We start from the raw sequence: 25,971 nt of genomic DNA, 5'->3' as shown, positions 1-25,971 counted from the left end.
AGTGTAGTTTCTATGTAAGCGGCCAATATTATGCGGGTCCATGCCCTTCTCACCTTCTCATGCGACGACGCGCTGCTCCTCGTCGATGAACTGCGTCCCGCTCCATCGGCTCTACCGGCGCCTGCGCCAGGAGAGCGTCGATACGCATGAAGGGATTTCGCCCTTCCAGAACCTGCTGCTCGTCGCCATTCTGAAGCATCCCGGCATCGGTGTCGGCGAACTCGCGCGCATGGAAAAGCTGCGCGGGCCGACGATCAGCGGCCATATCGGCCCCATGGAGACCGCCGGTCTCGTCCGTGCCGTCCCCGATCCGCACGACAGGCGGCGCGCAGGCCTCCACCTCACCGACAAGGGGCGCGACCTCATCGAAACCCTGCGCAATCGCCGCCGCGACTGGCTGGCCGGCCAACTCGCCCTGCTGCCGCCCGAGGCCCGTCAGGCCATCCGCGGCGCGATCGGCCCGCTCACGGCGCTCACACAATGACGGCGCAACGCGACGAAACGGCGCTTGCCGGCCCGCCGGACCGGCGCGAGATCCGGGCCGTCTTCCTCGGCCTGATGATCGTCATGGGCCTCGGCGCCATCGACCAGAGCATCGTCGCCACCGCTTTACCCCGCATCGTCGCCGATCTCGGCGGCATCGCCCATTTGTCGTGGGTGGTGACCGCCTATGTGCTGGCGTCCACCGCCACCATGCCGCTCTACGGCAAGCTCAGCGACCAATATGGCCGCAAGCCGATGATCCTTGCAGCCGTCCTCGTCTTCCTTGCCGGATCGGCGCTGTGCGGCATGGCCCGGAACCTGCCGGAACTCATCGTCTTCCGGGCGATCCAGGGGCTCGGGGCCGGCGGCCTCCTGCCGCTCAGCCAGATCATCATCGGCGATCTCGTCGCGCCGGCCGAGCGCGGCCGGCGGCAGGGCTCGATCGTCGCCGTCTTCGCGGTCTGCAGCGTCGTCGGTCCCGTCATCGGCGGCGTGATCACCGACCTCCTCTCCTGGCATTGGATCTTCTATGTCAACCTGCCGATCGGCGCCGTCGGCCTGTTCGTCATCACCCGGGCCCTGCGCCGGCCGCACCGTATCCAGGCGCGCCGGATCGATTATCTCGGTTCCCTGCTGATGACGGCAGCGACCACCGCCCTCCTCCTCGTCCTCGCCCTCGGCGGCACCGAATGGCCGTGGGATTCGCCGGAGATCGGCATCTGCGCCGCCCTCGCGGCCGGGCTCGGATGCTGGTTCGTCGTCCATGTCAGGCGCGTGCCGGAGCCGGTCCTGCCGCTCGACCTCTTCGCCAACCGGACCTTCGTCGTCGCCTCCGCCGTCATGGCGCTGGCCTCCATGGGCCTGCTCGGGTCGAGCGTGTTCTTTCCCCTGTTCTTCCAGGCGGTGATGGGGGTCAGTCCGGCCTATTCCGGCTTCCTCACCGGCCCGCTGATGGTCGGCGTCGTCGTTTCCTCGATCGTCAACGGCCGCCTCCTGCTGCGCTCCGGCCGCTACAAGCCCGCCCAGATCGCCGGCCTGTCGCTGGCCGTTGTGGCTTTCGCCGTCCTCGCCTGGGGCGCGGCGACCGCCCGGGGCTTCCTGGTGATCGAGCCGGCGATCACCGCGCTCGGCCTCGGGCTCGGCCTGGTGATGCCGAACATGACCATCGCGGTGCAGAACGCGCTGCCGGTTCCCCATCGCGGCGTCGGCACCGCGACGCTCGTCTTCTTCCGCTCGCTCGGCGGCCTCATGGGCGTGACCGGATCGGGGGCCATCCTCGCCCATGCCCTGCAGGCGGGCGGCGGCGCGCTCTCCTCCGCGCCCGACGCCGGCCCCGGCGGCATCGCCACCCTGTCGCCCCAGGCACAGGCGGCGATGATCGAACTCTATCGCCACGCCATCGCCACGACCTTCGAACTGGGCGTCGCCATCGTCGCCGCGGCGCTGGTCGCCCTGCTCTTCATGCCCGAACTGCCGCTCGGCGGCCATCCCGCGGCGAAACAGCAAGCGCCGGCGGAGGGATGATCGCTCTGCGGCTCTGCCGGCACCGTCAGATCGTCCATCGGCAATTCGTCAGCGATCCGAGAGGTTTAAGTCAGGCCCGAACCGGGTTGGCGTGTGAAGCGGCGCCGGGCTGGGCCGGCATGTCGTGGGAGGCGCTTCCGCTTTTCGTGGGAAGCAGACCCCTGCCGGCTGCCACGCCTCACACGCCGGAAGCCCTGAAACGATTGTCGGTGATCGTCCAGTCGCGTGTGAGGCATCGGGCTTCTGCACGAAGGCGCGGCAGCCGAAACTTGTGCGCACATTCCCATCGTTGCGCCGCCCCTCATCCTACCCTTCTCCCCGCAAGCGGGGCGAAGGAAATGGCCGGCATCGAGCCATAGAACGGGGCTGCGAGATGGGCGTTTTACAAGCCTATCGCGACGTCGAGGTCTCCTCGCCCCGCCTGCGGGGGGAGGATAAAGGTGAGGAGCTGCGCCACGGCGTGTTGAATGCGTCGTGGAGAAAGAGCGCCGCCGGAGGCAGGACGGCTTTTCGTGGGAAGCGGATACGACCGAACGCGCCCAAACATCTGCGAGAAGGCTGTTTTCTGCTTCCGCCCCGCCCAGCTATTCGACTCGCGAGATCGGCGTACAGCGACTTGCGCCGTACTCCACCGCAGCCGACCCCCGTCTCAAGGAAACCGATCGCGGCCAGAGCGGGCCCGTCCGTCCCACGAATCGCCGTCGCGTCGCGCCTGCCCTCACACCGACATGCGCTTGCGGACCTCATCCTCCACCATGCTCTCGCGCGTGCCGGACATCACGATCTCGCCGCGGTCCATCACGTAGAAATCATCGGCGAGTTCGCGGGCGAAATCGAAATATTGCTCGACCAGCACGATGGCGATATTGCCCTTCTGGCGCAGATATTGGATCGCCCGGCCGATATCCTTGATGATCGAGGGCTGGATGCCTTCGGTCGGCTCGTCGAGGACCAGGAGGGTGGGCCGGGTGACGAGCGCCCGGCCGATGGCGAGCTGCTGCTGCTGTCCGCCGGAAAGGTCGCCGCCGCGGCGCCTCAGCATGTCCTTCAGCACGGGGAACAGGGAGAAGACGTCCTCGGGAATGAAGCAGTCGGCCCGCTTGAGCGGAGCGAAGCCGGTTTCCAGATTTTCCTTCACCGAGAGCAGCGAGAAGATCTCCCGCCCCTGCGGCACATAGGCGACGCCGCGCCGGGCGCGGTCATGCGCCGTCAGCCCGGTGAGGTCGGCGCCCTGCCAGGCGATGCGCCCGCGGGTGATCGGCTGGTGGCCGACGAGCGCCCGCAGCAGCGAGGACTTGCCGACGCCGTTGCGGCCGAGGATGCAGGTGACGCGGCCCGGCACCGCCTTGACGGAGACGGAGCGCAGCGCCTGCGCGGCGCCGTAATGGAGGTCGAGATCGCTTACTTCCAGCATGTCAGCGCCCCAGATAGACTTCGATGACGCGCTCATTGGCGCTGACCTGGTCGAGCGTGCCCTCGGCGAGCACCGCGCCCTCGTGCAGGCAGGTGACGCGCACGTCGAGATCGCGCACGAACCCCATGTCGTGCTCGACGACGACGACCGAATGGTCCTTGGCGATCTCCCTGAGGAGGATGGCGGTCTGCGCCGTCTCGGCATCAGTCATGCCCGCCGCCGGCTCGTCGACCAGCAGGAGCTTGGGATCCTGCGCCAGCAGCATGCCGATTTCGAGCCATTGCTTCTGGCCGTGCGACAGAGAGCCGGCCAGCCGGTAGCGCAGGGAGGAAAGGCGGATCTTCTCAAGCACCTGGTCGACCTTGGCGGCGATCGCCGGGGTCACGCGCCAGAACAGGTTGGCCATCACGCCGCGGCCGCCCTTGAGCGCCAGCAGGATGTTCTCCTCGACGGTCTGGTTCTCGAACACCGTCGGCTTCTGGAACTTCCGTCCGATGCCGAGCTGGGCGATGTCGGCCTCGTCGCGCTTGGTGAGGTCGATCTTGCCCTCGAACAGCACGTCGCCCTTGTCGGGGCGGGTCTTGCCGGTGATCACGTCCATCATGGTGGTCTTGCCGGCGCCGTTCGGGCCGATGATCGCCAGCATCTCGCCGGGCGCGACGATCAGCGACAGGCCCCGCAAGGCGCGATAGCCGTCGAAGGCGACCTCGACGCCGTCGAGATAGAGGAGGGTGTTGGTGAGGCTGGCGTGGTCTGTCGTCATGCTGCGATTCCCGGGTGCGCGGACGTCCTCGTCCGCCTCTTTCCATCCTGCTGGCTCAGCGTTTCCAAGAGCGGACGAGGACGTCCGCGCACCCGGGAAGCCTTCATCGCGCCCTCCTCATTCGGCCGCGGCTTCGGCGACCTTGGAAGGTTTCGCCGGCTCGGAGGGCGGGCGGCGGCGGGCCTTCCATTGTCCCAGCGTGCCCACCACGCCCTTCGGCAGGAACAGCGTGACCACGACGAAGAGGCCGCCGAGCACGAACAGCCAGTAGGGGGCGAAGATGCCCGAGGTGAAGATCGTCTTGGCGAGGTTCACCAGCACGGCGCCGAGCGCCGCGCCGACCAGCGTGCCGCGGCCGCCGACCGCGACCCAGATCACCACCTCGATGGAATTGGCCGGCGTGAACTCGCCGGGATTGATGATGCCGACCTGCGGCACGTAGAGGGCGCCCGCGACGCCCGCCATGCAGGCCGAGACCACGAACACGAAGAGCTTGTACTGCTCGACGCGGTAGCCGAGGAACCGCGTGCGGCTTTCGGCGTCGCGCACCCCGAGCAGCACCTTGCCGAGCTTGGAGGTGACGATGAAGCGGGCGACGAGGTAGCCGAGCGCCAGCGCCGCGATGGTGAGGACGAGCAGCACGGTGCGGGTCGAAGCCGCGGTGATGTCGTAGCCGAGGATGTCCTTGAAGTCGGTCAGGCCGTTATTGCCGCCGAAGCCCATGTCGTTACGGAAGAAGGCCAGCATCAGCGCATAGGTCATCGCCTGCGTGATGATGGAGAGGTAGACGCCGGTGACGCGCGAGCGGAAGGCCAGCCAGCCGAACACGAAGGCGAGCACGCCGGGCACCACCAGCACCATCAGCATCGCATAGGGGAAGAAGTCGAAGCCGTACCAGGTCAGCGGCAGGTGCCTCCAGTTCAGGAACACCATGAAATCGGGCAGGACCGGGTCGCCATATTGGCCGCGCGGGCCGATCTGGCGCATCAGATACATGCCCATCGCATAGCCGCCGAGCGCGAAGAAGGCGCCATGGCCGAGCGAAAGGATGCCGCAATAGCCCCAGACGAGGTCGAGCGCGATGGCGAGGAGCGCATAGCACAGATATTTGCCGATCAGGCCGACCACCCAGTCGGGGACATGGAAGGGCGAGGTCTCCGGCAACCCCATATGGCAATAGGGAAGCGCGACGGCGAGCAGCAGGAGGATGCCCAGGAAGACGAGGCCGCGGCGGTCGGCGAGGAGCCTGGTCGTGATCATTGTTCCACCGCCCTGCCCTTGAGTGCGAACAGTCCGCGCGGGCGTTTCTGGATGAAGAGGATGACGAGCACCAGCAGCGCGATCTTGCCGAGGACGGCGCCGGCGAAGGGTTCGAGCAGCTTGTTGGCGATGCCGAGCGTCATCGCGCCCACCAGCGTGCCCCAGAGATTGCCGACGCCGCCGAAGACCACGACGAGGAAGGAGTCGATGATGTAGCCGGTGCCGAGATTGGGCGAGACATTGTCGATCTGCGAGAGCGCCACGCCCGCCAGGCCGGCGATACCGGAGCCGAGGCCGAAGGTCATGGCGTCGACCCAGTTGGTGCGGATGCCCATCGCCGACGCCATGCGCCGGTTCTGCGTCACCGCGCGCATCTGCAGGCCGAACCGCGTGAAGCGCAGCACGAACAGCAGGGCGGCGAAGACGAGGCCGGCGAAGGCGACGATCCACAGGCGGTTCCAGGTGATGTCGAGCCCGCCGAGGGCGAAGGAGCCTGTCATGAAGGCGGGCGCCCCGACATCCTGGTTCGTTGGCCCGAAGAGGGTGCGGACGGCCTGCTGCAGGATGAGGCTGACGCCCCAGGTCGCCAGCAGCGTCTCCAGCGGGCGGCCATAGAGCCAGCGGATGATGGTGCGCTCGATCAGCACGCCGACCGCGCCGGCGAAGAGGAAGGCGAGCGGAATGGACAGGAGCATCGAATAGTCGAACAGCGCCGGCGCATAGGTGCGGATCGCCTGCTGGACGACGAAGGTGGTGTAGGCGCCGAGCATCACCATCTCGCCATGTGCCATGTTGATCACGCCCATCACGCCGAAGGTGATGGCGAGGCCGATCGCCGCGAGCAGCAGCACCGAGCCGAGCGAGAGGCCGAACCACAGGTTCTGCGCCGCGCTCCACAGGATGAGGCCTTCATTGATCGACTTGACGCCGGCCGCAGCCTCGTCCCGCAGCGCCGGGGGCGCATCGTCGGGCAGGGATTGCAGCAGGCCGAGCGCATCCTGGTCGCCGCGCGTCGCGATCAGCTTGGCGGCGGTGATCCGATCCGCTTCCGCAGCGCCCGGGGAGAGGAAGACGATGGCGGCGCGGGCGCGCTCCAGCGCCGTGCGGACAGACGCGTCGGTCTCGGCGGCGAGCGCCTTCTCCAGCAGGGGCAGAGCGGTGGCGTCGCGCGACTTGAACACCGCATCGGCCGCCGAGAGCCGCGTCGCCGGGTCGGGCGCCATCAGCGTCAGGGCGCCCTGCGCGGCGTCGATGGCGCGGCGCACGCGGTTGTTGAGCTTGACCTTCTTCAGGCCGGGCGGCGCGGCGCCGGCCTTGTTGCCGGTGGCGCCTTCGATGAGATCCTCGCCCTTGAGGTAATAGAGCCCTTTGGTCGCCGGATCGTAGCTGAGCTTGCCGTCGGCGAGCGCCGCGATGATGGCAGGGGCCTGCGGATCGCCGCTGGCGGCGAGCGCGGTGACGCCCGCATCGATCTCGTCATATTTGTCGGTCGCGAGCTTGGATTGAACGGCGCCGTCGGCGAGCGCCGCCGAGACGCCCGCCAGCAGCAGGAGAAGGATCAATCCGGAGATGCGAAGAAGCGCTTGCATGGCTCGATTTTCCTGGGACCGCAGGCATTCTGCCCGCCGTTGAAAATGTCCCGTTCGACGAAGAGGCAGGCAGGGGTGCCCTGATGCGCTGACTTGGCCGGGTAAGGCGTGGCGATGGAGGGGCGATCACCGATCGCCCTTCTTGGAAACGCCGAGCCTGCCGGAAAGGAAGAGGTCGATCGGTGATCGCCCCTCCAATCGCCGGCCCGGGTAAGAGCATAGGGGCAGGATGCCCGCGATCCCGGGCTTGCGGCACCCGGGGAAGGGCCGCTCCGGAGAGCGGCCCGCCAAGTGAGGTAGCCTTGGATCAGGCGGCCTTGCCGCCGCATTTGCCGATCTTGACGTTGAAATTGCCGCAGGACATCGGCTTGCGCCAATCGGCGATGAGGTCCTTCGAGCCGTCGAGATAGTCGGACCATTCGTCGCCGACGACCATCGGCGACTGCTGGACGATGTTGAACTGGCCGTCCTCCTGGATCTCGCCGATCAGCACCGGCTTGGTGATGTAGTGGTTCGGCATCATGGTGGAGAGGCCGCCCGACAGGTTGGGTACGGAGATGCCGATCAGCGCGTCCTGCACCGCGTCCGAATCGGTGGTGCCGGCCGCCGTCACCGCCGCAACCCACATGTTGAAGCCGATGTAATGGGCTTCCATCGGGTCGTTGGTGGTGCGGTTCGCCTTCTTCGTGAAGGCATGCCACTTGTCGATGAACGCCTTGTTCTCGGGCGTGTCGACCGACATGAAGTAGTTCCAGGCGGCGAGATGGCCGACGAGCGGCTTCTTGTCCATGCCGGCGAGTTCTTCCTCGCCGACCGAGAAGGCGACGACCGGGATGTCGGTGGCCTTGATCCCCTGGTTGCCGAGCTCCTTGTAGAAGGGCACGTTGGCGTCACCATTGATGGTGGAGACCACGGCCGTCTTCTTGCCGGCGGAGCCGAACTTCTTGATGTCGGAGACGATCGTCTGCCAGTCGGACTGGCCGAACGGCGTGTAGTTGATCATGATGTCTTCCGGCGCCACGCCCTTGGCCTTGAGATAGGCTTCCAGGATCTTGTTGGTGGTGCGCGGATAGACATAGTCGGTGCCGGCGAGCACCCAGCGCTTCACGTCCTCGTTCGCCATCAGATAGTCGACGGCGGGGATGGCCTGCTGGTTCGGGGCGGCGCCGGTGTAGAAGATGTTCTTGGAGGACTCCTCGCCCTCGAACTGCACCGGGTAGAACAGGATGGAGTTCAGCTCCTCGAACACCGGCAGCACGGATTTGCGGGAAACCGAGGTCCAGCAGCCGAAGGTGGCGACGCAGCCATCCTTGGTGATCAGCTCGCGCGCCTTCTCGGCGAAGAGCGGCCAGTTGGAAGCGGGATCGACGACGACGGCTTCGAGCTTCTTGCCGAGCAGGCCGCCCTTCTTGTTCTGCTCCTCGATCAGCATCAGCATGACGTCCTTCAGCGTCGTCTCGCTGATCGCCATCGTGCCGCTGAGCGAATGCAGCACGCCGACCTTGATGGTGTCCCCGGCGGCGAAGGCCGAGCGCGTGCCGCCGGCGAAGGCGAGCGCGCCGGCGGCGCCGGCGAGGCCCAGCAAGGCTGAGCGACGGTTGATCACCGGTAGTTTCATCGAGTTTCCCCTTTCGATGTGGACGGCGGACGCGCCGACTGAAATGCGTGCCGGCAGGCTGTCACCATGCCGATGCCGCGACTTCACCGCCTTTGTGTGATGCGGCACATACGTCGATTGACGTATTCGGGACGAAGTGCTGCTAATTTGTTCCACATGGCGAAATATTGAGCAGTGCCGCGGCGGCGGCGCGCATAGAATGGGCACCGGGCCGGCACGCGGTTTGCTAAGACAAGGAGGTCGGGGAAGCGCTCTCGCGCGCAGGGCGAAGGAAAGCCACGGCTTGTCCGCAGCGCCGCGCGCGTTCCCTGCAAGACACATGAGGAGACGATCATAAATGCCTGTCCGCCAACGTATTCTTCCCGTGCGGCGGGCTTATAATCGCTGGGTCGCCAACCAGACGCTGGAAGACTACGCGCTGCGCTTCACCGCCAAGAGCGCGCGCCGCTGGTCGGCCAGCCGCGTGTCGCAGACCGCCATCGGCGCGATCTCCTTCCTCGCGCTCGAGGCGATCGGCGGCGCCATCACTTTGTCCTACGGCTTCACCAATACGCTGGTCGCGACCCTGGTCGTCGGAATCATCCTGTTCGCCACGGCGCTGCCGATCAGCCGCTATGCCGCCCGCTACGGCGTCGACATCGACCTGCTCACCCGCGGCGCCGGCTTCGGCTATATCGGCTCGACCGTCACCTCGCTGATCTACGCCACCTTCACCTTCATCCTCTTCGCCATCGAAGCCTCGATCATGTCGACGGCGCTGCAGCTGTGCTTCGGCCTGCCGCTGTGGATCGGTTATGTCGTCAGCGCCGTCGCCGTCATCCCGCTGGTGACGCACGGCATCACCTGGATCAGCCGCTTCCAGCTGATCACCCAGCCCTTGTGGATCATCCTCAACGTGCTGCCCGTCGGCTTCATCCTCGCCAGCGATCCCGGCGCCTTCACGCGATGGACGCATTTCGCCGGGCTGCATGGCGGCAACGACGCCCTCGACATCCTCAAATTCGGCGGCGCGGCCTCGGTGATCCTCGCCCTCATGCCGCAGATCGGCGAGCAGGTCGACGTCCTGCGTTTCCTGCCCGCCAACGGCTCGCGGCGCGGCTGGCTCCTGTCGCTGCTCGCCGCCGGCCCCGGCTGGATCGTCCTCGGCGCGCCCAAGCTGCTGTTCGGCTCCTTCCTCGCCGTGCTGGTGCTGGCCCACGGCGTCCCGCCCGAGCATGCGGCCGAGCCGGCGCAGATGTACCGCCTCGCCTTCGGCTACGTGCTGCCATGGCCGCAGGCCGTCACCGTGCTGACGGCCGCCTTCGTGGTGGTGTCGCAGCTCAAGATCAATGTGATGAACGCCTATGCCGGCTCGCTGGCCTGGTCGAATTTCTTCTCGCGCCTCACGCACAGCCATCCGGGCCGGGTCGTCTGGCTGATCTTCAACGTCGCCATCGCCCTTCTCCTGATGGAGCTCGGCATCTATGAGGCGCTGGAGCAGATCCTCGGCCTGTTCGCCGTCGTCGCCGTCGCCTGGCTCGGCGCCATCGTCGCCGACCTCGCCATCAACAAGCCGCTCGGGCTTTCGCCTGAGGGCATCGAGTTCAAGCGCGCCCATCTCTACGACGTCAATCCCGTCGGCACCGGCGCGATGGCGATCGCGGCGGGCTGCGCCCTGCTGGCGGCCGCCGGCCTGTTCGGCGACGTCCTCAAGGCGCTCGCCCCCTTCGTCGCACTCGGCGTCGCCCTCGTCACCGCCCCGGCCATCGCGGCGCTGACGCGCGGACGCTATTACCTCGCCCGCAAGCCGCGCGCCGCCTGGCGCCTGCAGGCGGAAATCCGCTGCAGCATCTGCGAGCATGCCTTCGAGCCCGAAGACATGGCCTATTGCCCGGCCTATTCGGGGCCGATCTGCTCGCTGTGCTGCTCGCTGGATGCGCGCTGCCACGATCTGTGCAAGCCGAACGCCAAGCTGCAGGCGCAGCTCAGCGAGGCCATCGAAGCCACCATGCCACGCTTCATCGGGCGGCACCTCAGCCCGCGCCTCATCCAGTTTCTGGGAACATTCACGTTGTTCGTCAGCGTGATAGGCCTCATTCTTTATCTAATTTCTTTCCAGGCCGCCGGCTTCGGCCGCCTCCATTCGGCCGCCATCAACCAGGCGCTCTGGGTTTCCTTCTTCATCCTGCTCATCGTCTCCGGCGTCGTCGCGTGGTTCTTCGTGCTCGCCCATGAGAGCCGGCGCGTGGCGCAGGAGGAATCGGCGCGCCAGACGACGCTGCTGCTCAAGGAGATCGAGGCGCACCGGCGCACCGATGCCGCCCTGCAGCGGGCCAAGGACGTGGCGGAAGCCGCCAACCTCGCCAAGAGCCGCTACGTCGTCGGGCTCAGCCATGAATTGCGGACACCCCTCAACGCCGTGCTCGGCTATGCCCAGATCCTGGAGCGGGACGAATCGATCCCTCTCCACCGCCAGGGCGGCGTGCGGGTGATCCGCCGCAGCGCCGAGCATCTGTCCGGCCTCATCGACGGCCTGCTCGACATCTCCAAGATCGAGGCCGGGCGCTTCCAGCTCCAGCGCAACGACATCCGCCTCAGCGAATTCCTCGACCAGCTCGTCGACATGTTCCGGCTGCAGGCCCAGGCCAAGGGGCTGGACTTCCGCTTCAGCCGCCCGGATACCCTGCCGGAGACGGTGCGGGCCGACGAGAAGCGCCTGCGGCAGATCCTGATCAACCTGCTGTCCAACGCCATCAAGTTCACCGCGGAAGGCCATATCTGGCTGCGCATCGCCTATCGCAGCCAGATCGCCACCTTCGTCGTCGAGGACAGCGGCGCCGGCATTCCCGCCTCCGACCTCGACCGCATCTTCGAGCCGTTCGAACGCGGCAGCCATGCCGCGGGCGGCGCCCCCCAGCCGCCCGGCCTCGGGCTCGGCCTCACCATCACCAGGCTGCTCGCCCAGATCATGGGCGGCGAGATCTCGGTCACCAGCACGCCCGGCCGGGGGTCGGCCTTCCAGGTGCGGATGATGCTGTCGGCGGTCGCCAGCACCTCGGCGCCGCCGGCCGTCAGCATCCGCGGCTATGCCGGTCCCCGGCGCACCATCCTGGTCGCCGACGACGACCAGGACCACCAGGACCTCATGCGCGAGATCCTCGAGCCGCTCGGCTTCACCGTGCTGGTGGCGCGCGACGGCGCGACCTGCCTCGCCCTCGTCGAGCACAGCCGGCCCGATCTCTTCCTGCTCGACATCTCCATGCCGGGCATGAACGGCTGGGACCTGGCGCGCAGCTTGCGCGAGGTCGCCAGGGTGCAGGCGCCCATCCTCATGCTCTCGGCCAATATCGGCGAGACGCCGCCGGCGCCCGCCGACAGCGAGACCGCCGGGGACGCCCATGACGAGACGCTCGCCAAGCCCTTCGACCTCGCCCAGCTGCTGCAGCGCATCGGCGCCCTCATGAGGCTGGAATGGCTCGACAGGCCGTGGGTGGAGGCCGAGCCCGCGCAGGCGGCGGCGGAGGCGGCTCCCCTGGTGAGCCCCGGCGCGGCCCATGTCGAGGAACTGCTCGAACTCGGGCGCATCGGCTATGTCAGGGGCATCGAGGCCAAGCTCGCCCAGCTCGCCGGCGACCCGTCCACCCTGCCCTTCGTCGAGGAGATCCGCCGCCACCTGCGCAATTTCGATTTCGACCGCTACACGGCCGTGCTGGAGGCGATGGACGCGCATGAGTGACCCGCTCGCGCCCGGCGCCGGCCCCCGCAGCATCGTGCTCGTCGTCGACGATTCGGCCGACGCGCTGGGCATGCTGACGGATGCGCTCGAACCGGCCGGCTTCACCGTGCTGGCATCGACCTCCGGCACGCAGGCGCTCGCCGTCGTCGGCCGCGTCACGCCGGACATCGTCCTCCTCGATGCGGTGATGCCCGGCATGGACGGTTTCGAGACCTGCCGCCGCCTCAAGGCGATGGCGGCGATCGCCGCCGTCCCCGTCATCTTCATGACCGGGTTGAGCGAGACCGAGCATGTCGTGCGCGGCCTCGAGGCGGGCGGAGTCGACTATCTCACCAAGCCCATCAACATCGACGAACTGCTCGCGCGCATCCGCGTGCACCTCGCCAATGCGCGGGCCTATCAGAGCGCCCATGCGGCGCTGGACGCGACGGGGCGCTTCCTGTTCGCGGCCAACCGGCTCGGCGAGATCCTGTGGTCGACGCCGCAGGCCCATCGCCTGCTCGCGGCCGCCTTCGCCGGCGGCGACGGACCGCTGCGCCTGCCGCCCGGCCTCGTCGCCGAGTTGCGCGACCGCCCGCCGGGCGAGATCCCGCCGCATACCGCCATGGCGGGCGAGGACCGGCTGCAGCTGAGCTTCATGGGCCGGACCTCGGCGGACGAATTCCTGTTCCGCCTCACCGCCGACCGCGCGGCGAGCGAGCAGGAGCAGCTGCGCTCCCGCTTCGCCCTCACCAATCGCGAGGCCGAGGTGCTGGTGTGGATCGCCCGCGGCAAGTCGAACCGCGACATCGGCGAGATCCTCGGCCTCAGCCCGCGCACCGTGAACAAGCATCTGGAGCAGATCTATGTGAAGCTCGGCGTCGAAAACCGCGCCTCGGCCGCCGTGCTGGCCAATTCCGCCGTGAGCGGGCGGTAGGCAGGACGCGGGGCCCTCGCCGTCCGTCGGAGCTGCGCGGTGCCGGCACGCGGCACCTCGAAAGCCGGATAGGCACGACTCGACTTCTTCACGGAACCGGCGCGCCATCATTCGCGGAAATCATACGAGCGCAGCGCGGAGATGGAGCCGGGGGGCGATCGGCATGCCTGCCGCTTGCGGATCGATCAGGCCGGCTCGAGCCTATGGGGCCTGTTTGCCGATCCAACCGCCAGTCGTCTCAAGGCCTTGAATTGCCTCACCAATATCGCGGTTTTTTGTTTCCATCGACGACAGATTTTGCAGATTGACCTTCGCCTGGGATTGCCCCTGATCGGCTGCCTTCTGAAGCCAATACCTTGCTTGGACGTAATCTTTCGGCAGGGTGTTACCGATCATGTACATATAACCAAGATTGTTCTGGCTCTCTCTATCTCCCTGCTCGGCCGCCTTGCGAAACCAGACTGCCGCCTGTGCATGGTCGGTCAGACCGGCCTCGCCGTGCAGATACATCAAGCCGAGCGTATTCTGTGCCGTTGGCGCCCCCTGTGCAGCGGCCTTTGCCAGCCAATACGCCGCCTGCCCCGGATCCTTCTCGATGCTGTCGCCGAGATAATACATTGCCGCGAGATTGAGCTGTGCCGGCAAATCGCCTCGTTCTCCCGCCTTTTTGAGATAGTCGAGCGCCGAAGCCACATCTTTCGGCACGCCTTGCCCGAAGAGGTAGAGATTGCCGAGCTGGCGTTGTGCCCCGATATTTCCTTGCTCGGCCGCCATCAGGAACCAGAATGCGGCCTGCTGGTCGTCATGCACGATCCCCCTGCCGGTCTGGTAACAGGCAGCCAGGTTGAACTGCGCCTCGGCAAGCCCGTGGCCGGCAGATTTCCTGAACCAGACGACGGCGGCAGCCGCATCCTGGGGAACGCCATCTCCCTGGGCATAGCGAATGCCCAACAGGTTCTGCGCCTCTCTGTTTCCCTGGTCCGCCGCCTCGCGAAGCAGAACGATGGACTGCTCCGGCGCCGGCGAGGAGATCTTATTGCCGCCCAACAGCGCGGACAGAATGTATTGGGCTTGGGAATTGCCTTGTGCCGACGCCTTCTCGTACCAGGCCTTTGCCTGTTCGATATCCTTTGTGACACCCTTTCCCGCCAAAAAGAGGCCGCCCATGCTGACCTCGGCGTCCGGATCGCCCTGATCGGCCGCCTTGCGATACCATTCGGCCGCCTTGCGAAAATCGACGGGCACGCCAAGACCCTCGGCATAGATGGAGCCGAGACGCATCTCGCCCGCGGCGTCGCCGGCGGCCGCAGCCCGGCTCGCCCACTCGATGACTTTTTTTGGGTCCCGGGCGACACCTTGCCCTCGCCGGTAAATGTCGCTCAGGTTGTTCATTGCACTGGTATTGCCACGGGCTGCAGCCTTTTCGTACCAGTAGATTGCCTCGTCGATATTGAAAGAAACGCCTCTCGCTCCATAATAGAGCGTGCCTGCTATGAATTGCGCAGCAGGCATATCGTGTTTGGCCGCATCGAGATACCAGGCCACGGCCGGACCATAGTCCTGGTAGGCACCAGGAGGAGCGGCCATGATCACGCCCATATTGTTGCCGAAGCGAAGTTCACTCTCGCGAGCCCGCAGCTGCAACTCCCACCATGCGGCATGCGCGGCATTCCGCTTGACGCCGAGGCCGAGCCGGTAATCCTTCGCAAGTTCACGCTGGGCCAGGGCAAAGCCTCGCTCTGCCGCCTGCTCCAGCCAGACTGCCGCCTGGACATCGTCCTTCGGCGTGTCGAGACCCTTGCTGTAGATCGCCCAGAGGTTGAGCAGGGCCGTCACATCGCCTTGTCCGGCGGCCAACCGGTACTGCCTGATGGCTTCGTTCCAGTTGAGGGACGTTCCTCGTCCCTGAGCGTAGAGAGTCCCCAGATTGTTCTGGGCCGCAGCCAATCCTTGACTGGCTGCCTTGTCATACCAGATCAGCGCTTGTGCGGGATCATCGGGAATACCTTCGCCGCGGTCATAGGCAAGTCCCAGCATGTACTGTGCGACGGCATCGCCCTTATCGGCGAGAGGCTGCAGACGATCGTGGACGGCCTTGTAGTTGGTGACGCTGTAGTTGAACGTTCCGAAGCGAGGATTCTCGTCTGCTAGCGCAGCGTTCGCAAGAAACAACAGAATAATTGATAGAACTAACTTTTCCACCTCTTGCCGCCTCGTATTTTCAATATTTAACTATATTTAATTTATAGTCTCATATATTTGTAATTTCGTTGATTTTCATGCTTGCGAACAGATTCGGAACAAGAATATCGCATGCGGAACACATCGCCAGATCTATACCACAGCGACAGTCACGAGGCCAACACCCGGGAAGAAGCCGAATGGCAGATGACCTGCCCGGACAGCGGGCTTCTCAGTCCAATCCGAAAGCATTATACTATTGTATATATACAATATAAATAACAAATTGAGTGCGAATATCGTATAAACATTGATATAGTAAGTAATATAAAAATAAAATTCTGAATAACTATATCTTTGAAGGTCCGTTACGGCCAATATCGTAGAAATAAATCCCCACACAATTTTGTACTGCTGATGCAGGCGATATGGATGACCGCCGATGCTTGATCTTGAGCAGGCGGCGAGGTGAGGATGAGAGACATCCGAACCCGCCGGGGGCATTTCAGTGCCCGGAATGACAAGCGCGGCCCCGTTCGAAAAAAAAGCCTTTGCACCCTGTCGGGAACACGCCTTGTTGTTCGTTCCTGAGGATAGGGAGGAAACCGCATGCTCTACGCCATCCTTTGCTACAATCAGGAAGATGTCGTCGGCGCCTGGTCCCGCGAGGAAGAGGATGCCGTGATGGAGAGGCTCGCCGCGGTGCAGAAGCCGCTGGCCACGGCCGGCCGGCTCGGCCCCGTCGCCCGCCTGCTGCCGACCACGGCCGCCACCACGCTGCGCAAGGGCGGCGCCGAGCCGCTGGTGATCGACGGCCCGTTCGCCGAGACCAAGGAACAGCTGCTCGGCTTCTATGTCATCGACTGCGCGGGCCTGGAGGAAGCGCTGGACGTCGCGCGCGACCTCGCCCGGGCCAACCCCGGCCCCGGCTCCTACGAGATCCGGCCGCTCCGGCTCTTCAGGCCGGGGGCGATGCCGGCGTGACCGAAACCGACTGGATCCATGCCGCCCTGGTCTCCGCCCGCCCGCAGGCGATGGGCGCCCTGCTGCGCTATTTCCGGGATCTCGACACCGCCGAGGAAGCCTTCCAGGAGGCCTGCCTCCGGGCGCTGAGGAACTGGCCGCAGCACGGCCCTCCCCGCGACCCCGCAGCCTGGCTGATCTTCGCCGGCCGCAACACCGCGATCGACGCCAAGCGCCGCGAGAAGAAGCAGGCGGCGCTGCCCGAGGAGGAGCAGATCTCGGATCTCGACGACGTCGAGACCCCGCTCGCCGAGCGGCTGGATGGCGCCCATTACCGCGACGACATCCTCCGGCTGCTCTTCGTGTGCTGCCATCCGGAGCTGCCGGCGACCCAGCAGATCGCGCTGGCGCTGCGCGTCGTCTGCGGCCTGACCGTCAGGCAGATCGCCCGCGCCTTCCTCGTCGGCGAAAGCGCGATGGAGCAGCGCATCACCCGGGCCAAGAGCCGCATCGCCGCGGCCGGCATCCCGTTCGAGACGCCCGGCGCCGCGGAGCGCAGCGAGCGGCTCGCCGCCGTCGCCGCCATGGTCTATCTCATCTTCAACGAGGGCTATACGGCCGGCGGCCCGCCGGACGGCGGCCGCGCCCAGCTCTGCGAGGAAGCCATCCGTCTCGCCCGCCTGCTGCTCCGCCTGTTCCAGGCCGAGCCGGAGATCATGGGGCTGACGGCGCTGATGCTGCTCCAGCATGCGCGCGCGCCCGCCCGGTTCGGGGCGGACGGCGCCGTCATCGTGCTGGAAGACCAGGACCGCGGCCTGTGGAACGGCCCGATGATCGCCGAAGGGCTGGCGCTGATCGACAAGGCGATGCGCCATCGCCGCCGCGGCCCCTATCTGGTCCAGGCCGCCATCGCGGCCCTGCATGCCCGGGCCAGGCGGCCCGACGACACCGATTGGGCGCAGATCGACCTGCTCTACGCCTCGCTGGAGCTGCTCCAGCCTTCGCCGGTGGTGACGCTCAACCGCGCCGTCGCCGTCGCCAAGGTGCGCGGGCCCGAGGCGGCGCTGGCGATGATCGAGCCGCTGGCGTCGCGCCTGTCGGGCTATTTCTATTTCTTCGGCGTGAAGGGAGGGCTGCTCCGGCAGCTCGGCCGCGGCCGCGAGGCGCGCATCGCCTTCGATCAGGCGATCGCGCTCGCCCATACCACCGCCGAGGCGGAGCATATCCGGCAGCATCTCGACCGCCTCGCCCGGGACGATGACGGCGCGCCATCGCCATGAACCGGCGGCGATCAGGGCGCGGCGATCATCCGCGCCGCGGCGGCACCGACGACCCCAGGGCCTCGCCCTCCTCCACGGTGTTGTCGTTCACCTGGAACGACGTGCCCCGAAGCTTGGTCCGGGTGCCGTCTCCCACGGTTTCCGGCCACGGCGGCGCCGGCGACGCGCCCTCCTCCACGGTGTTCTCGTTCACCTGGAACGCCTTGCCCGGGAGCTTGGTCCCGGTGCCGTCTCCCACGGATTCCGCGGCGGCGACGCCGGCGACCCGAGGGGCTCGCCCTCCTCCACAGTGTTCTCGTTCACCTGGAACGACCTGCCGTGGAGCGTGGTCTGATTGTCGTCCTCCGGGGGCTCCGACTCCGACGGCGGCGGCGACGATGCGATCGGCTCGCCTTCCTCCACGGTATTCTCGTTCACCTGAAACGACTTGCCCTGGAGCGTCGGGCTGCGATCGCCGCCGGACTGGCCCTGCGGGCGGGCCTGCCGGTCTTCCGGGCCGTTCTCGTTCACGTCGAGTGCTTTCGCCATCATGTCCTCCATTGCTGGAAGGACAATGCCCCGGCGCCGCCCGGGGTTCCGGACGAGGCATGTACGGTGCCGTTCGGATGCGCGCGCAGCGCCCATATGCGCTAGAGCGAAATTGTTCAGACTGTAGAATATCCAGCATTAGAGAAGTAATTTCTGCATTCGGACGGGGAGAAGCGCGGGAGAGTTTTGGCGATTTCGTCCCAGAGATCGTGGATGGATCGGGTTGCAGCCGCGCGCAGGAGAGCTTTGAGCTTTGCGAAGAGGTTCTCGATCGGATTGAGATCGGGGGAGTAGGCGGGCAAGTAAAGCAGTTCCGCCCCTGCGGCCTCGATGGCTTGGCGCACACCCGGGACTTTGTGGCTGCTCAGATTGTCCATGATGACGATATCGCCGTAATTGAGGGTGGGAACGAGGATCTGCGCGACATAGGCCTTGAAGCAATCGCCGTTGACTGGGCCGTCGAGCACGCAGGGAGCTGTCAATCCCCCGCTGCGCAGAGCGCCAATGAAGGTCGTGGTTTTCCAATGGCCATGCGGCACGTAGTCGATCAGGCGCTGTCCGCGCTTGCACCTGCCGTAGTGGCGCGCCATCGCGGTCGAGGCCCAGGTCTCGTCAATGAAGACCAGACGCGAGGGCCTCAGCCAGATTTGGTTGCTGTGCCATTTGCGGCGAGCGGCCGCGACATCGGGGCGTTTTTGCTCGCTGGCGTGGATCGTCTTTTTTTATATGTCAGCCCAAGCCGCTTGAGCATATGCCACATCGGGGCATGGCTGATGCTGACCCCCAATTCTTCCTCCGCCCAGGCCCGCAGATCCGCGACACGCGCATCCGGATCAGCCGCGACCTTGGCCCGCAGAACCTCTTCATGCTTGGCAAGCTTGAGCGGAACATGATTGCGCTGGGGGCGGGCACTGACCTCCCCCGTCGCGCGCCGCCGCGCGGCCGCCTTGTAGATGTAGGACACACTCACCCTGAAGATTGGTGCGATTGTGCTCGCCGACATCCCGCTATCCAGCGCCCCAAGCACACGATCTCGCAAATCCTGCGAATAGGCTTCACCACGCTTCGTCATGCTTCATCTCCGGAATAGCCCGGAAACCTATGAATCACACTAAGCCATCCAGTGGAATCCCTTCCGATTCCACTCAGACAAATTCCGCTCTAACTTTGCCGACAATAGCGCGATTTTCCTTCTCCCATGCGGGAGAAGGTGGCGCGAAGCGCCGGATGAGGGTCTAGACTTCTGCAATTCCAGCGCGACTATTGAGCTATCTGCGTTGAAGTTTAGACCCTCATCCCCCTACCGGGACCTTCTCCCGAACCGGGAGAAGGCGGGTATTTCCGTTATGTTAGCGCATATGTGCGTAGCGCCCGGGGTCACAGGGCCTTTCGGAACGTCAGGTTGATGCGGTTGCGTCCGAGCCGGGGATGCGCGCTGTCCTTCAGCGCGAGCACGCCATGGAAGGCGAGGCGTGACGGGCCGCCCCACACCACGACGTCGCCATGTTCGAGCGGCACTTTCTGCGGCTTGTCGTTGCGTGCGAGGCCGCCGAACTGGAACATCGCGGGCAGACCGAGCGAGACGGAGACGATGGGGTGGCCGAGATCGCCCTCGTCCTTGTCCTGATGCAGCGACATGCGGGCGCCCGGCTCGTAGCGGTTGACCAGGCAGGTGTCTGGCATGAAGCCCGCAAACCCCGCCTCCGCCGCGGCGCTCGTCGCCAGCTTCAGGAAGACGGCCGGCATCGGCGGCCAGGGCCGGCCGCTGAGCGGATCGAGCGGCGCGTAGCGGTAGCCGCCGCGATCCGTCACCCAGCCGGCCGCGCCGCAACTGGTCATCGCCACCGACATGGTGAAGCCGCCCGGCGTCACCATGTGGCGGAACGGGGCGGCGGCGACGATGCCGTCGAGCGATGCCAGCAGGCTCTCCTCGTCGGCGAGGGCGCGGCCGCGCAGCAGGACGGCGCCGTCGGCGAGTTCCTGCCGCGCGGGGCCCTGCATGCCCGCGAGGGAGAACAGGTCCGCCACCCCCTAGCCTTTCCGCCCGGCGAGTTCGGCGAGCAGCGCCATCGCCGCCGCCGGCGCCTTCGGCTTGAAGCCGTTGATCATGAAGACGAAGACGTCGCGCGGCGATCCGGCCCCGTCGGACGGCCCGGCCAGCCGCTCGAGATCCGCGGGATCCTCGCCGCGAGCCCATGCCTGCGCGCGGTCGGCCCATTGCGACAGGACCTTCGGCGCGTAGCCGCTCTCCTCCGCCTCGGATGCGCTCTGCAGGCGGGCATAGACGAAAGGCGCGGTGACGTCGGCGATTTCGGGAAACTCGTTCTTGTCGGTATAGACGACGCCGATGCCGTAGCCGCGCAGCAAGGCGATGAATTCCGGCACCCGGAAGCTCGGATGGCGCACTTCGACGACATGCCGCAGGGCCTGCCCGTCATGACTCGCGGGCAATAATTTCAGGAAGGCTTCGAAATCGGCAGGATCGAATTTCTTGGTCGGCATGAACTGCCAGTTGATCGGCCCGAGCTTTTCCTTCAGCTCGGTGACGCCGCTGGTGATGAAGCGCTCGATCGATTCGCCGGCTTCCGCGAGGATGCGCCGATTGGTGGTGAAGCGGGTTCCCTTCAGCGCGAAGACGAAGCCGTCCGGCGATTCCGCCCGCCATTTGGCGAAGCTTTCCGGCTTCTGCGAGCTGTAATAGGTGCCGTTGATCTCGATCGCCGTGACCTTGCGGCTGGCATATTCGAGCTCACGCTTCTGCGGCAGGTCGCCGGGATAGAAAGTGCCGCGCCAGGGCTCGAAGGTCCAGCCGCCGATGCCGACACGAATGGTTCCCGTCATTGCGAAGTCTCCAGAATCCGGGGGAGGCCCGCAGCATAGCACGGCCCGCGCCGGCGTCGAAACCGCGGGAAGCGAGGAAACGCGGTTCCCATAAAATCACGTTTCTCCAAAGGCTTGCGGGCATGTTTAACGCGATGCCCGGGCCGGAATCCGATGTGGATCACACATTTTCGCGGCTACCGTCCATGGCCGGCAGCAAGGCGGACGCCTGACACCCTTCGCTCCCACGGGCATCCGCAGCGCGGTCCAGGACTGCGTGCCGAAGGCGGCGGCTCACACGCGCGGCGGCCGCGTCTCCCATGCAATCCCGGCTTGCCTCCCACGAAAGCCCGCCACAGCGAGGGGCGCGCCGGTCGAGGCTCGACAGGAGGTATGCCGACCGGACCAGACGGCGCGCTCACACGAAATCCGGTCCTGTCGGCGCCGAAGGAGGCGGCACTTCCGGGCGAGACCGGCTCGGGCGGCGATCCTGCTTCCCACGCCTCGACGAGATGGAGGATCACTGGCCCGGCGGCAGGCTCTCGCCGATCGGGCCTTCGAGGAGCGTACTGAATGGCCTCGGCGCCAGCTCGCCCGGCGGCACGAAGGGATTGGCGAAGGCATAGATGAAGAACAGGATGATGCCCGAATAGAGGCCGAAGATGCCCAGCAGCAGCAGGTGGCTCCGGCTCGGCCGATACACGTAGAAGGGGACCGCCAGCAGCACGAGGCCGATCAGCGCCGGCCCCCAGAACAAGCCGCTGAAGCCGCTTCTGGCCGTCGCTCCCCTGATCTGGCGGAAGCGCGCCACGGCGGTGATACGGTCGCGCATGCGCGCGGCGAGATAGCGCTGGCGGTCCGTGGTCGGCGCCAGATCGAGCAATTGCTCGTAGACGGCGTTCCACTCGTTCCATGCGCCGGGCGACAGCCCCTCCCGGCGGCCGAGCCTGCCCCATTCCTCGTTCACCACGATCGAAAGGTAGCGCGCCAATTCGGCCTGGACCGGCTTGACGGCCGCCCCGCCATAGCGCGCGATATCGTTGTAGACGTCGGCGATCGCCACGGCTTCTTCCGTCAGATTGCTGCGGATGCCCTTGTAGTCCTCCAGCTCCTGGGCATAGACCAGGGCGAGGATCAGCCCGTAGAGCGCCGCGATGCGGCCGGCGACGGAAGCCGCCGCGTCATGCGTGCGATCGCCGTCGAGCCCCATGGGCAGAACGCGGCGCGCCAGGAAATAACTGCCGAGGACGATGAGGATCGCGATGGCGGCGAAACACACGCCGACGACCGAGGACGTGATGAAATCGTCCATGTCCCGCCCTCAGCCTCACCACGTCCCACGCGAATCCTACCATCATTCCGGGACGGGAAGAAGCAGGCGGGCGGCGCCTTCCACGAACCGCCGTCACCGCCGCTTCAGGGCCTCCATGGCGACGTCCACGACCTGCCGCAGTGCGGCGGCATCGAGCCCCGCCTTGCCGCTCACCTTCAAGCCGAGCAGGGTCGCCTGGATGAAATGCGCGGCCGCCTTCTCGTCCAGCCCGGCGGCGAGCTCGCCGCGTGACCGGGCCTTGCCGAGGGCGCGAACGAGCGCCGCGTCCAGCGTCAGCGCGCTCGACCGGTTCAGCGCGATGATCTCAGGGTCCGACTGGCCGAATTCGGAAATCGAGCCGACCCCCATGCAGCCGAGCGCCCGCGAGCCGACACTGCCTGTCGCGAACGCCATCAGCATCCGGCGGATGCCGGCGAGCGGCGAAGCCTCCGATTCCAGCATGGCGACATGGGACGAGACGCTGGCGGCGAGATAGCGCTCCAGCGCTTCGAGATAGAGACGCCGCTTGTCGCCGAACGTGTCGTAGAGGCTCTGCCGGCCGATCTTCATCGCCGCCAGCAGGTCGTCCGTCGAGGCGCCTTCGAACCCCTTGGCCCAGAACACGGCCGTGGCGTGCTTCAGCGCTTCGTCACGATCGAATTCCCTCGGTCTCGCCATGGCTGTCGTCTCGTATCTGTGGCCTGATCCGTCAATACACCGCCGCGCCGGATCCCGGGAGCGTCCAGCCAAGAGGCTTCGCTCGCCCCGGTCCCTGATCCTCGACCGCAATCGGCGTGTTGTCCACAGGGGGCGATCGATGATCGCTCCAGCCGCCTTGCCCGAACCTCAGTCCTTCCCATCGAATTTCGTGCGTGCCGCCTCGATCTCCGGCAGATGCGCGAAGGCCCAGTTGCCGAGCGCTTCCACCGGCTGCCACAGCGAGCGGCCGAGATCGGTGAGCTCATAGTCCACCCGCGGCGGAATGGTGGGGAACACCGTCCGCGTCACCAGCCCGTCGCGCTCCAGCCCGCGCAGCGTCAGGGTGAGCATGCGCTGCGAGATGCCGCCCACCATGCGCTTGATCTCGTTGAAGCGCCGCGGCCCGTCGCCCAGCAGCATGACGACGAGCATGCTCCATTTGTCGCCGATGCGCGCCAGGATCGTGCTGACGCCCCGGCAGTCCTCGGGGCCCCGATGACGGGGCCCGGCGGTCACATCCATGTGTCCGAGTTCCAAAAAAGTGCCTCCTTGCGCGCCTCTCGGGCGGGCATCTACATAGCCTTGGTTACATTTTTATACCAAAAAGGCTATGCCATGAAGCTTCTTCACATCGATACCAGCATCCTCGGCGATCATTCCGTCAGCCGCAGGATTTCCGCCGCCGTCGTCGCCCGCCTGCGCGCGGTGACGCCCGGCCTGGAAATCCGCTACCGCGACGAGGCCGCCCAGCCGCTCCCCCATCTGTCGGGCGCCGCTCTCGCCGGCCAAGGCGAGGACCTCGCCGCGGGCGCCGGCGCCCTGGAGGAGTTCCTCGCCGCCGATATCGTGGTGATCGGCGCGCCGATGTATAATTTCACCCTTCCGAGCCAGCTCAAGGCCTGGATCGACCGCATCCTCGTGGCGGGCAAGACCTTCCGCTATGGCGAGGGCGGCGCCGAGGGCCTGTGCGGCGGCAAGCGCGTCATCGTCGCCATGGCGCGCGGCGGCTTCTACGGGCCGGAGGCGCAGGCGGCCGAGCATCTGGAGACCTATCTGCGCTTCGTCTTCGGCTTCATCGGCATCACCGACATCACCTTCGTCGCCGCCGACGGCATCCAGATGGGCCCGGACCATCGCGAGAACGCCATCAACGGCGCCCTGCAGGCGGTCGAGGCGCTGCGCGCCGCCTGAAGCCGCGGCGGGGGAGCCGGTTCCCCACGGTTCCCCCGCATTCCGCGCATGGCTGCTGCGCCGAAAGCGCGGCTGCATCGCAGACCCTTTTGCTCTAAACATCGACACTTGGCGTTTCGCCTTGTCCTGTCGATTTGATTCACGAATTTTAAGAACCTTGCGGTTCCATGCCGGGGATGGAATGAGTATCGCCCAAGGGACGGCCCGGCATCGGGTGCCGGCGTCCCCTTCTGAAGCGTCGCCCGACCCGCGGCGTTGGGCGGCCCTGTTGGTGCTGCTCGCCGGCACGCTGCTGTCGCCGCTGGACTTCTTCATCGTCAATGTCGCCCTGCCCTCGATCCGCGACGATCTCGGCGCCTCCTCCTCCTCGATCCAGATGGTGGTCTCGGCCTATTCGGCCGCCTATGCGGTGCTGCTGATCACCGGAGGCCGGCTCGGCGACATCTATGGCCGGCGCCTCGCCTTCGTCGTCGGCCTGGTCGGCTTCGGCGTCGCCTCGGCGCTGTGCGGCCTCGCCTGGTCGCCCGCCATGCTGGTGGCGAGCCGCGTCCTGCAGGGCGTCTTCGCCGCGCTGCTGATGCCGCAATCCCTCGCCTCGATCCGCACCCTGTTCCCCGAGCGCGAGCGCCCGCGCGCCATGGGCTTCTATGCCATGACCTTCGGCATCGGCTCGATCGCCGGCCAATTGCTGGGCGGCCTGCTGATCGCGGCCAATCCGTTCGGCCTCGGCTGGCGCAGCGTCTTCCTGGTCAACCTGCCGATCGTCATGGTGGTCGCCCCGCTCGCTCATATGCTCCTGAAGGAGAGCCGGGAGGGCGAAGCGCCCCGCCTCGATACCGGCGGCGTCCTGCTCCTCGGCGCGGCGCTGACCGCCCTCATCGTGCCGCTGATCGAAGGGCGCGAGCAGGGCTGGCCACTGTGGTCGCTCGTCTCGCTGGCGGCCTGCGTGCCGCTGTTCCTTCTGTTCTGGCGCCACGAGCACCGCGTCGTGGCGCGGGGCGGCGCGCCGCTGGTCGTGCCCTCGCTCCTCGACGACCGCGGCCTCAGGCGGGGCCTCGCCGCGGCCCTGTTCTTCAACACCCTGTCCGCCTTCTTCCTGGCCTTCGCCATCTATGAGCAGTCCGGCAACCATCTCAGCCCGCTCGCGGCCGGCATCGCCATCCTGCCGCTGGCGATCGGCTTCGTCATCAGCCCGACGGCGCTGCCCTGGCTGCTGGTGCGCCTCGGCCACCGGACGCCGACGCTGGCGGCGATCCTGCTCGCGCTCGGCGCCTTCGGCACCTCGGCCGCCGCGCTGTCGGGCCAGGGCTGGGCCATGCCGCCCGCTTTGTTCGTCGTCGGCTTCGCGCAGGGGCTCGCTCTACCGACCATGATCCGCACCGTGCTCGAACGGGTGGACCGCCGATGGGCCGGCCTCTCCGCCGGCCTCGTCAACACCATGATGCAGATCAGCGGCTCGCTCAGCGTCGCCCTGGCCGGCGGCCTCTTCTACACCGTGCTGGGCACCAGCACGGCGTCGTCGGCGATCACGCTCGCCTTCGCCAGCGCGTCGGGCGCCGTCGGCGTCTCCGTCCTCGTCAGCGCCTGGCTGATCGACGGCGTGCGGCCGGCCGCCGGCAAGGCATCGGCGGTTCCCGGCGACGGCGCCTGCGAGACGGCCCGCGCCCCGGCGATCGATTTCGTCGCCGGGCACTGATCTGCCGTCCCGAGCGTCG

General features: G+C 66.6%; 22 protein-coding genes. 8 read left to right on the top strand and 14 right to left on the bottom strand.

All coding sequences use genetic code 11. From position 1 onward, the window contains the following. Positions 1 to 40 precede the first annotated feature (40 nt). Both J3R73_RS08260 and J3R73_RS08255 read left to right on the top strand, forming a co-directional pair. Complete coding sequence (locus J3R73_RS08260) at positions 41 to 484, top strand: MarR family winged helix-turn-helix transcriptional regulator (RefSeq protein WP_307424901.1); 444 nt, start codon at positions 41 to 43, stop codon at positions 482 to 484. Continuing rightward, entirely contained in the window at positions 481 to 2,007 is a 1,527-nt protein-coding gene (locus J3R73_RS08255; protein WP_307424898.1) for an MDR family MFS transporter, read from the top strand. Before J3R73_RS08260 ends, J3R73_RS08255 begins: the two co-directional genes overlap by 4 nt. 718 nt (positions 2,008 to 2,725) lie before the next feature. On the opposite strand, the gene urtE is transcribed toward J3R73_RS08255, so the two are convergent. From urtE to urtA, 5 genes are all read right to left on the bottom strand, one after another. Beyond that, positions 2,726 to 3,421: an urea ABC transporter ATP-binding subunit UrtE gene (gene urtE / locus J3R73_RS08250; protein ID WP_307424895.1), complete on the bottom strand. Its 696-nt coding sequence runs from the start codon at positions 3,419 to 3,421 to the stop codon at positions 2,726 to 2,728. A 1-nt stretch (position 3,422) separates the two neighbouring features. Further along, complete coding sequence (gene urtD / locus J3R73_RS08245; RefSeq protein ID WP_307424891.1) at positions 3,423 to 4,184, bottom strand: urea ABC transporter ATP-binding protein UrtD; 762 nt, start codon at positions 4,182 to 4,184, stop codon at positions 3,423 to 3,425. A 117-nt stretch (positions 4,185 to 4,301) separates the two neighbouring features. Beyond that, entirely contained in the window at positions 4,302 to 5,444 is a 1,143-nt protein-coding gene (urtC, locus tag J3R73_RS08240) for an urea ABC transporter permease subunit UrtC (protein ID WP_307424889.1), read from the bottom strand. Further along, positions 5,441 to 7,033 carry an urea ABC transporter permease subunit UrtB gene (urtB, locus tag J3R73_RS08235; RefSeq protein WP_307424886.1) on the bottom strand — a complete coding sequence of 531 codons (1,593 nt, stop codon included), beginning with the start codon at positions 7,031 to 7,033 and terminating at the stop codon, positions 5,441 to 5,443. The genes urtC and urtB overlap by 4 nt, the downstream gene beginning before the upstream one ends. Before the next feature lie 307 nt (positions 7,034 to 7,340). After that, positions 7,341 to 8,651 carry an urea ABC transporter substrate-binding protein gene (urtA, locus tag J3R73_RS08230; protein ID WP_307424884.1) on the bottom strand — a complete coding sequence of 437 codons (1,311 nt, stop codon included), beginning with the start codon at positions 8,649 to 8,651 and terminating at the stop codon, positions 7,341 to 7,343. 337 nt (positions 8,652 to 8,988) lie between these two features. Between urtA and J3R73_RS08225 the strand changes: the two genes are divergently transcribed. Together J3R73_RS08225 and J3R73_RS08220 are read left to right on the top strand one after the other, a co-directional pair. Continuing rightward, positions 8,989 to 12,366 (top strand): hybrid sensor histidine kinase/response regulator, encoded by a 3,378-nt coding sequence (locus J3R73_RS08225; protein ID WP_307424883.1) that lies wholly within the window; start codon positions 8,989 to 8,991, stop codon positions 12,364 to 12,366. Further along, the gene (locus J3R73_RS08220) at positions 12,359 to 13,282 is read left to right on the top strand and encodes a response regulator (protein ID WP_307424878.1); all 924 of its coding nucleotides are present in this window, start codon (positions 12,359 to 12,361) and stop codon (positions 13,280 to 13,282) included. The genes J3R73_RS08225 and J3R73_RS08220 overlap by 8 nt, the downstream gene beginning before the upstream one ends. A gap of 201 nt (positions 13,283 to 13,483) precedes the next feature. Here J3R73_RS08220 and J3R73_RS08215 read toward each other — a convergent pair whose 3' ends face one another. Then, entirely contained in the window at positions 13,484 to 15,484 is a 2,001-nt protein-coding gene (locus tag J3R73_RS08215; protein ID WP_307424875.1) for an SEL1-like repeat protein, read from the bottom strand. A 588-nt stretch (positions 15,485 to 16,072) separates the two neighbouring features. Between J3R73_RS08215 and J3R73_RS08210 the strand changes: the two genes are divergently transcribed. Beyond that, on the top strand, positions 16,073 to 16,447 hold the full coding sequence (locus tag J3R73_RS08210) for a YciI family protein (RefSeq protein WP_307424872.1): 375 nt from the start codon (positions 16,073 to 16,075) through the stop codon (positions 16,445 to 16,447). Next, positions 16,444 to 17,706, top strand: a complete 1,263-nt coding sequence (locus tag J3R73_RS08205; protein ID WP_307424869.1) for an RNA polymerase sigma factor — start codon at positions 16,444 to 16,446, stop codon at positions 17,704 to 17,706. The genes J3R73_RS08210 and J3R73_RS08205 overlap by 4 nt, the downstream gene beginning before the upstream one ends. A 25-nt stretch (positions 17,707 to 17,731) precedes the next feature. Here J3R73_RS08205 and J3R73_RS08200 read toward each other — a convergent pair whose 3' ends face one another. The 8 genes from J3R73_RS08200 to J3R73_RS08165 form a co-directional block, all read right to left on the bottom strand. Continuing rightward, entirely contained in the window at positions 17,732 to 17,899 is a 168-nt protein-coding gene (locus J3R73_RS08200; RefSeq protein ID WP_307424866.1) for a hypothetical protein, read from the bottom strand. After that, positions 17,896 to 18,234, bottom strand: coding sequence for a hypothetical protein (locus J3R73_RS08195; protein WP_307424863.1), 339 nt, complete (start codon positions 18,232 to 18,234; stop codon positions 17,896 to 17,898). Before J3R73_RS08195 ends, J3R73_RS08200 begins: the two co-directional genes overlap by 4 nt. Positions 18,235 to 18,350: 116 nt before the next feature. After that, positions 18,351 to 19,306, bottom strand: a protein-coding gene (locus tag J3R73_RS08190) for an IS630 family transposase (protein ID WP_370879838.1) whose coding sequence is annotated in 2 segments (ribosomal slippage) — positions 18,351 to 18,958 and positions 18,958 to 19,306 — 957 coding nt in all. Because the reading frame shifts where the segments join, the coding sequence is not laid out codon by codon here. Between the two features lie 305 nt (positions 19,307 to 19,611). Then, the gene (gene alkB / locus J3R73_RS08185; protein ID WP_307424860.1) at positions 19,612 to 20,262 is read right to left on the bottom strand and encodes a DNA oxidative demethylase AlkB; all 651 of its coding nucleotides are present in this window, start codon (positions 20,260 to 20,262) and stop codon (positions 19,612 to 19,614) included. A gap of 3 nt (positions 20,263 to 20,265) precedes the next feature. Then, complete coding sequence (locus J3R73_RS08180) at positions 20,266 to 21,075, bottom strand: DUF72 domain-containing protein (protein WP_307424857.1); 810 nt, start codon at positions 21,073 to 21,075, stop codon at positions 20,266 to 20,268. 499 nt (positions 21,076 to 21,574) lie between these two features. After that, positions 21,575 to 22,366 carry a bestrophin-like domain gene (locus J3R73_RS08175; RefSeq protein ID WP_307424854.1) on the bottom strand — a complete coding sequence of 264 codons (792 nt, stop codon included), beginning with the start codon at positions 22,364 to 22,366 and terminating at the stop codon, positions 21,575 to 21,577. A gap of 93 nt (positions 22,367 to 22,459) precedes the next feature. Further along, the gene (locus J3R73_RS08170; RefSeq protein WP_307424852.1) at positions 22,460 to 23,044 is read right to left on the bottom strand and encodes a TetR/AcrR family transcriptional regulator; all 585 of its coding nucleotides are present in this window, start codon (positions 23,042 to 23,044) and stop codon (positions 22,460 to 22,462) included. A gap of 168 nt (positions 23,045 to 23,212) precedes the next feature. Beyond that, on the bottom strand, positions 23,213 to 23,587 hold the full coding sequence (locus J3R73_RS08165) for a winged helix-turn-helix transcriptional regulator (RefSeq protein ID WP_307424849.1): 375 nt from the start codon (positions 23,585 to 23,587) through the stop codon (positions 23,213 to 23,215). 93 nt (positions 23,588 to 23,680) lie between these two features. On the opposite strand from J3R73_RS08165, the gene J3R73_RS08160 reads away from it, so the two are divergent. Together J3R73_RS08160 and J3R73_RS08155 are read left to right on the top strand one after the other, a co-directional pair. Continuing rightward, the gene (locus J3R73_RS08160; protein WP_307424845.1) at positions 23,681 to 24,256 is read left to right on the top strand and encodes an FMN-dependent NADH-azoreductase; all 576 of its coding nucleotides are present in this window, start codon (positions 23,681 to 23,683) and stop codon (positions 24,254 to 24,256) included. Positions 24,257 to 24,437: 181 nt separating this feature from the next. Continuing rightward, positions 24,438 to 25,952 carry an MFS transporter gene (locus tag J3R73_RS08155; RefSeq protein ID WP_307424842.1) on the top strand — a complete coding sequence of 505 codons (1,515 nt, stop codon included), beginning with the start codon at positions 24,438 to 24,440 and terminating at the stop codon, positions 25,950 to 25,952. Positions 25,953 to 25,971: the final 19 nt, after the last annotated feature.

The organism is Labrys monachus (assembly GCF_030814655.1).
GTDB classification, from domain to species: Bacteria; Pseudomonadota; Alphaproteobacteria; order Rhizobiales; family Labraceae; genus Labrys; species Labrys monacha.
The sequence above is the reverse complement of the archived record's forward strand: the minus strand, read 5'-3'. Positions and strand labels throughout refer to the sequence as shown.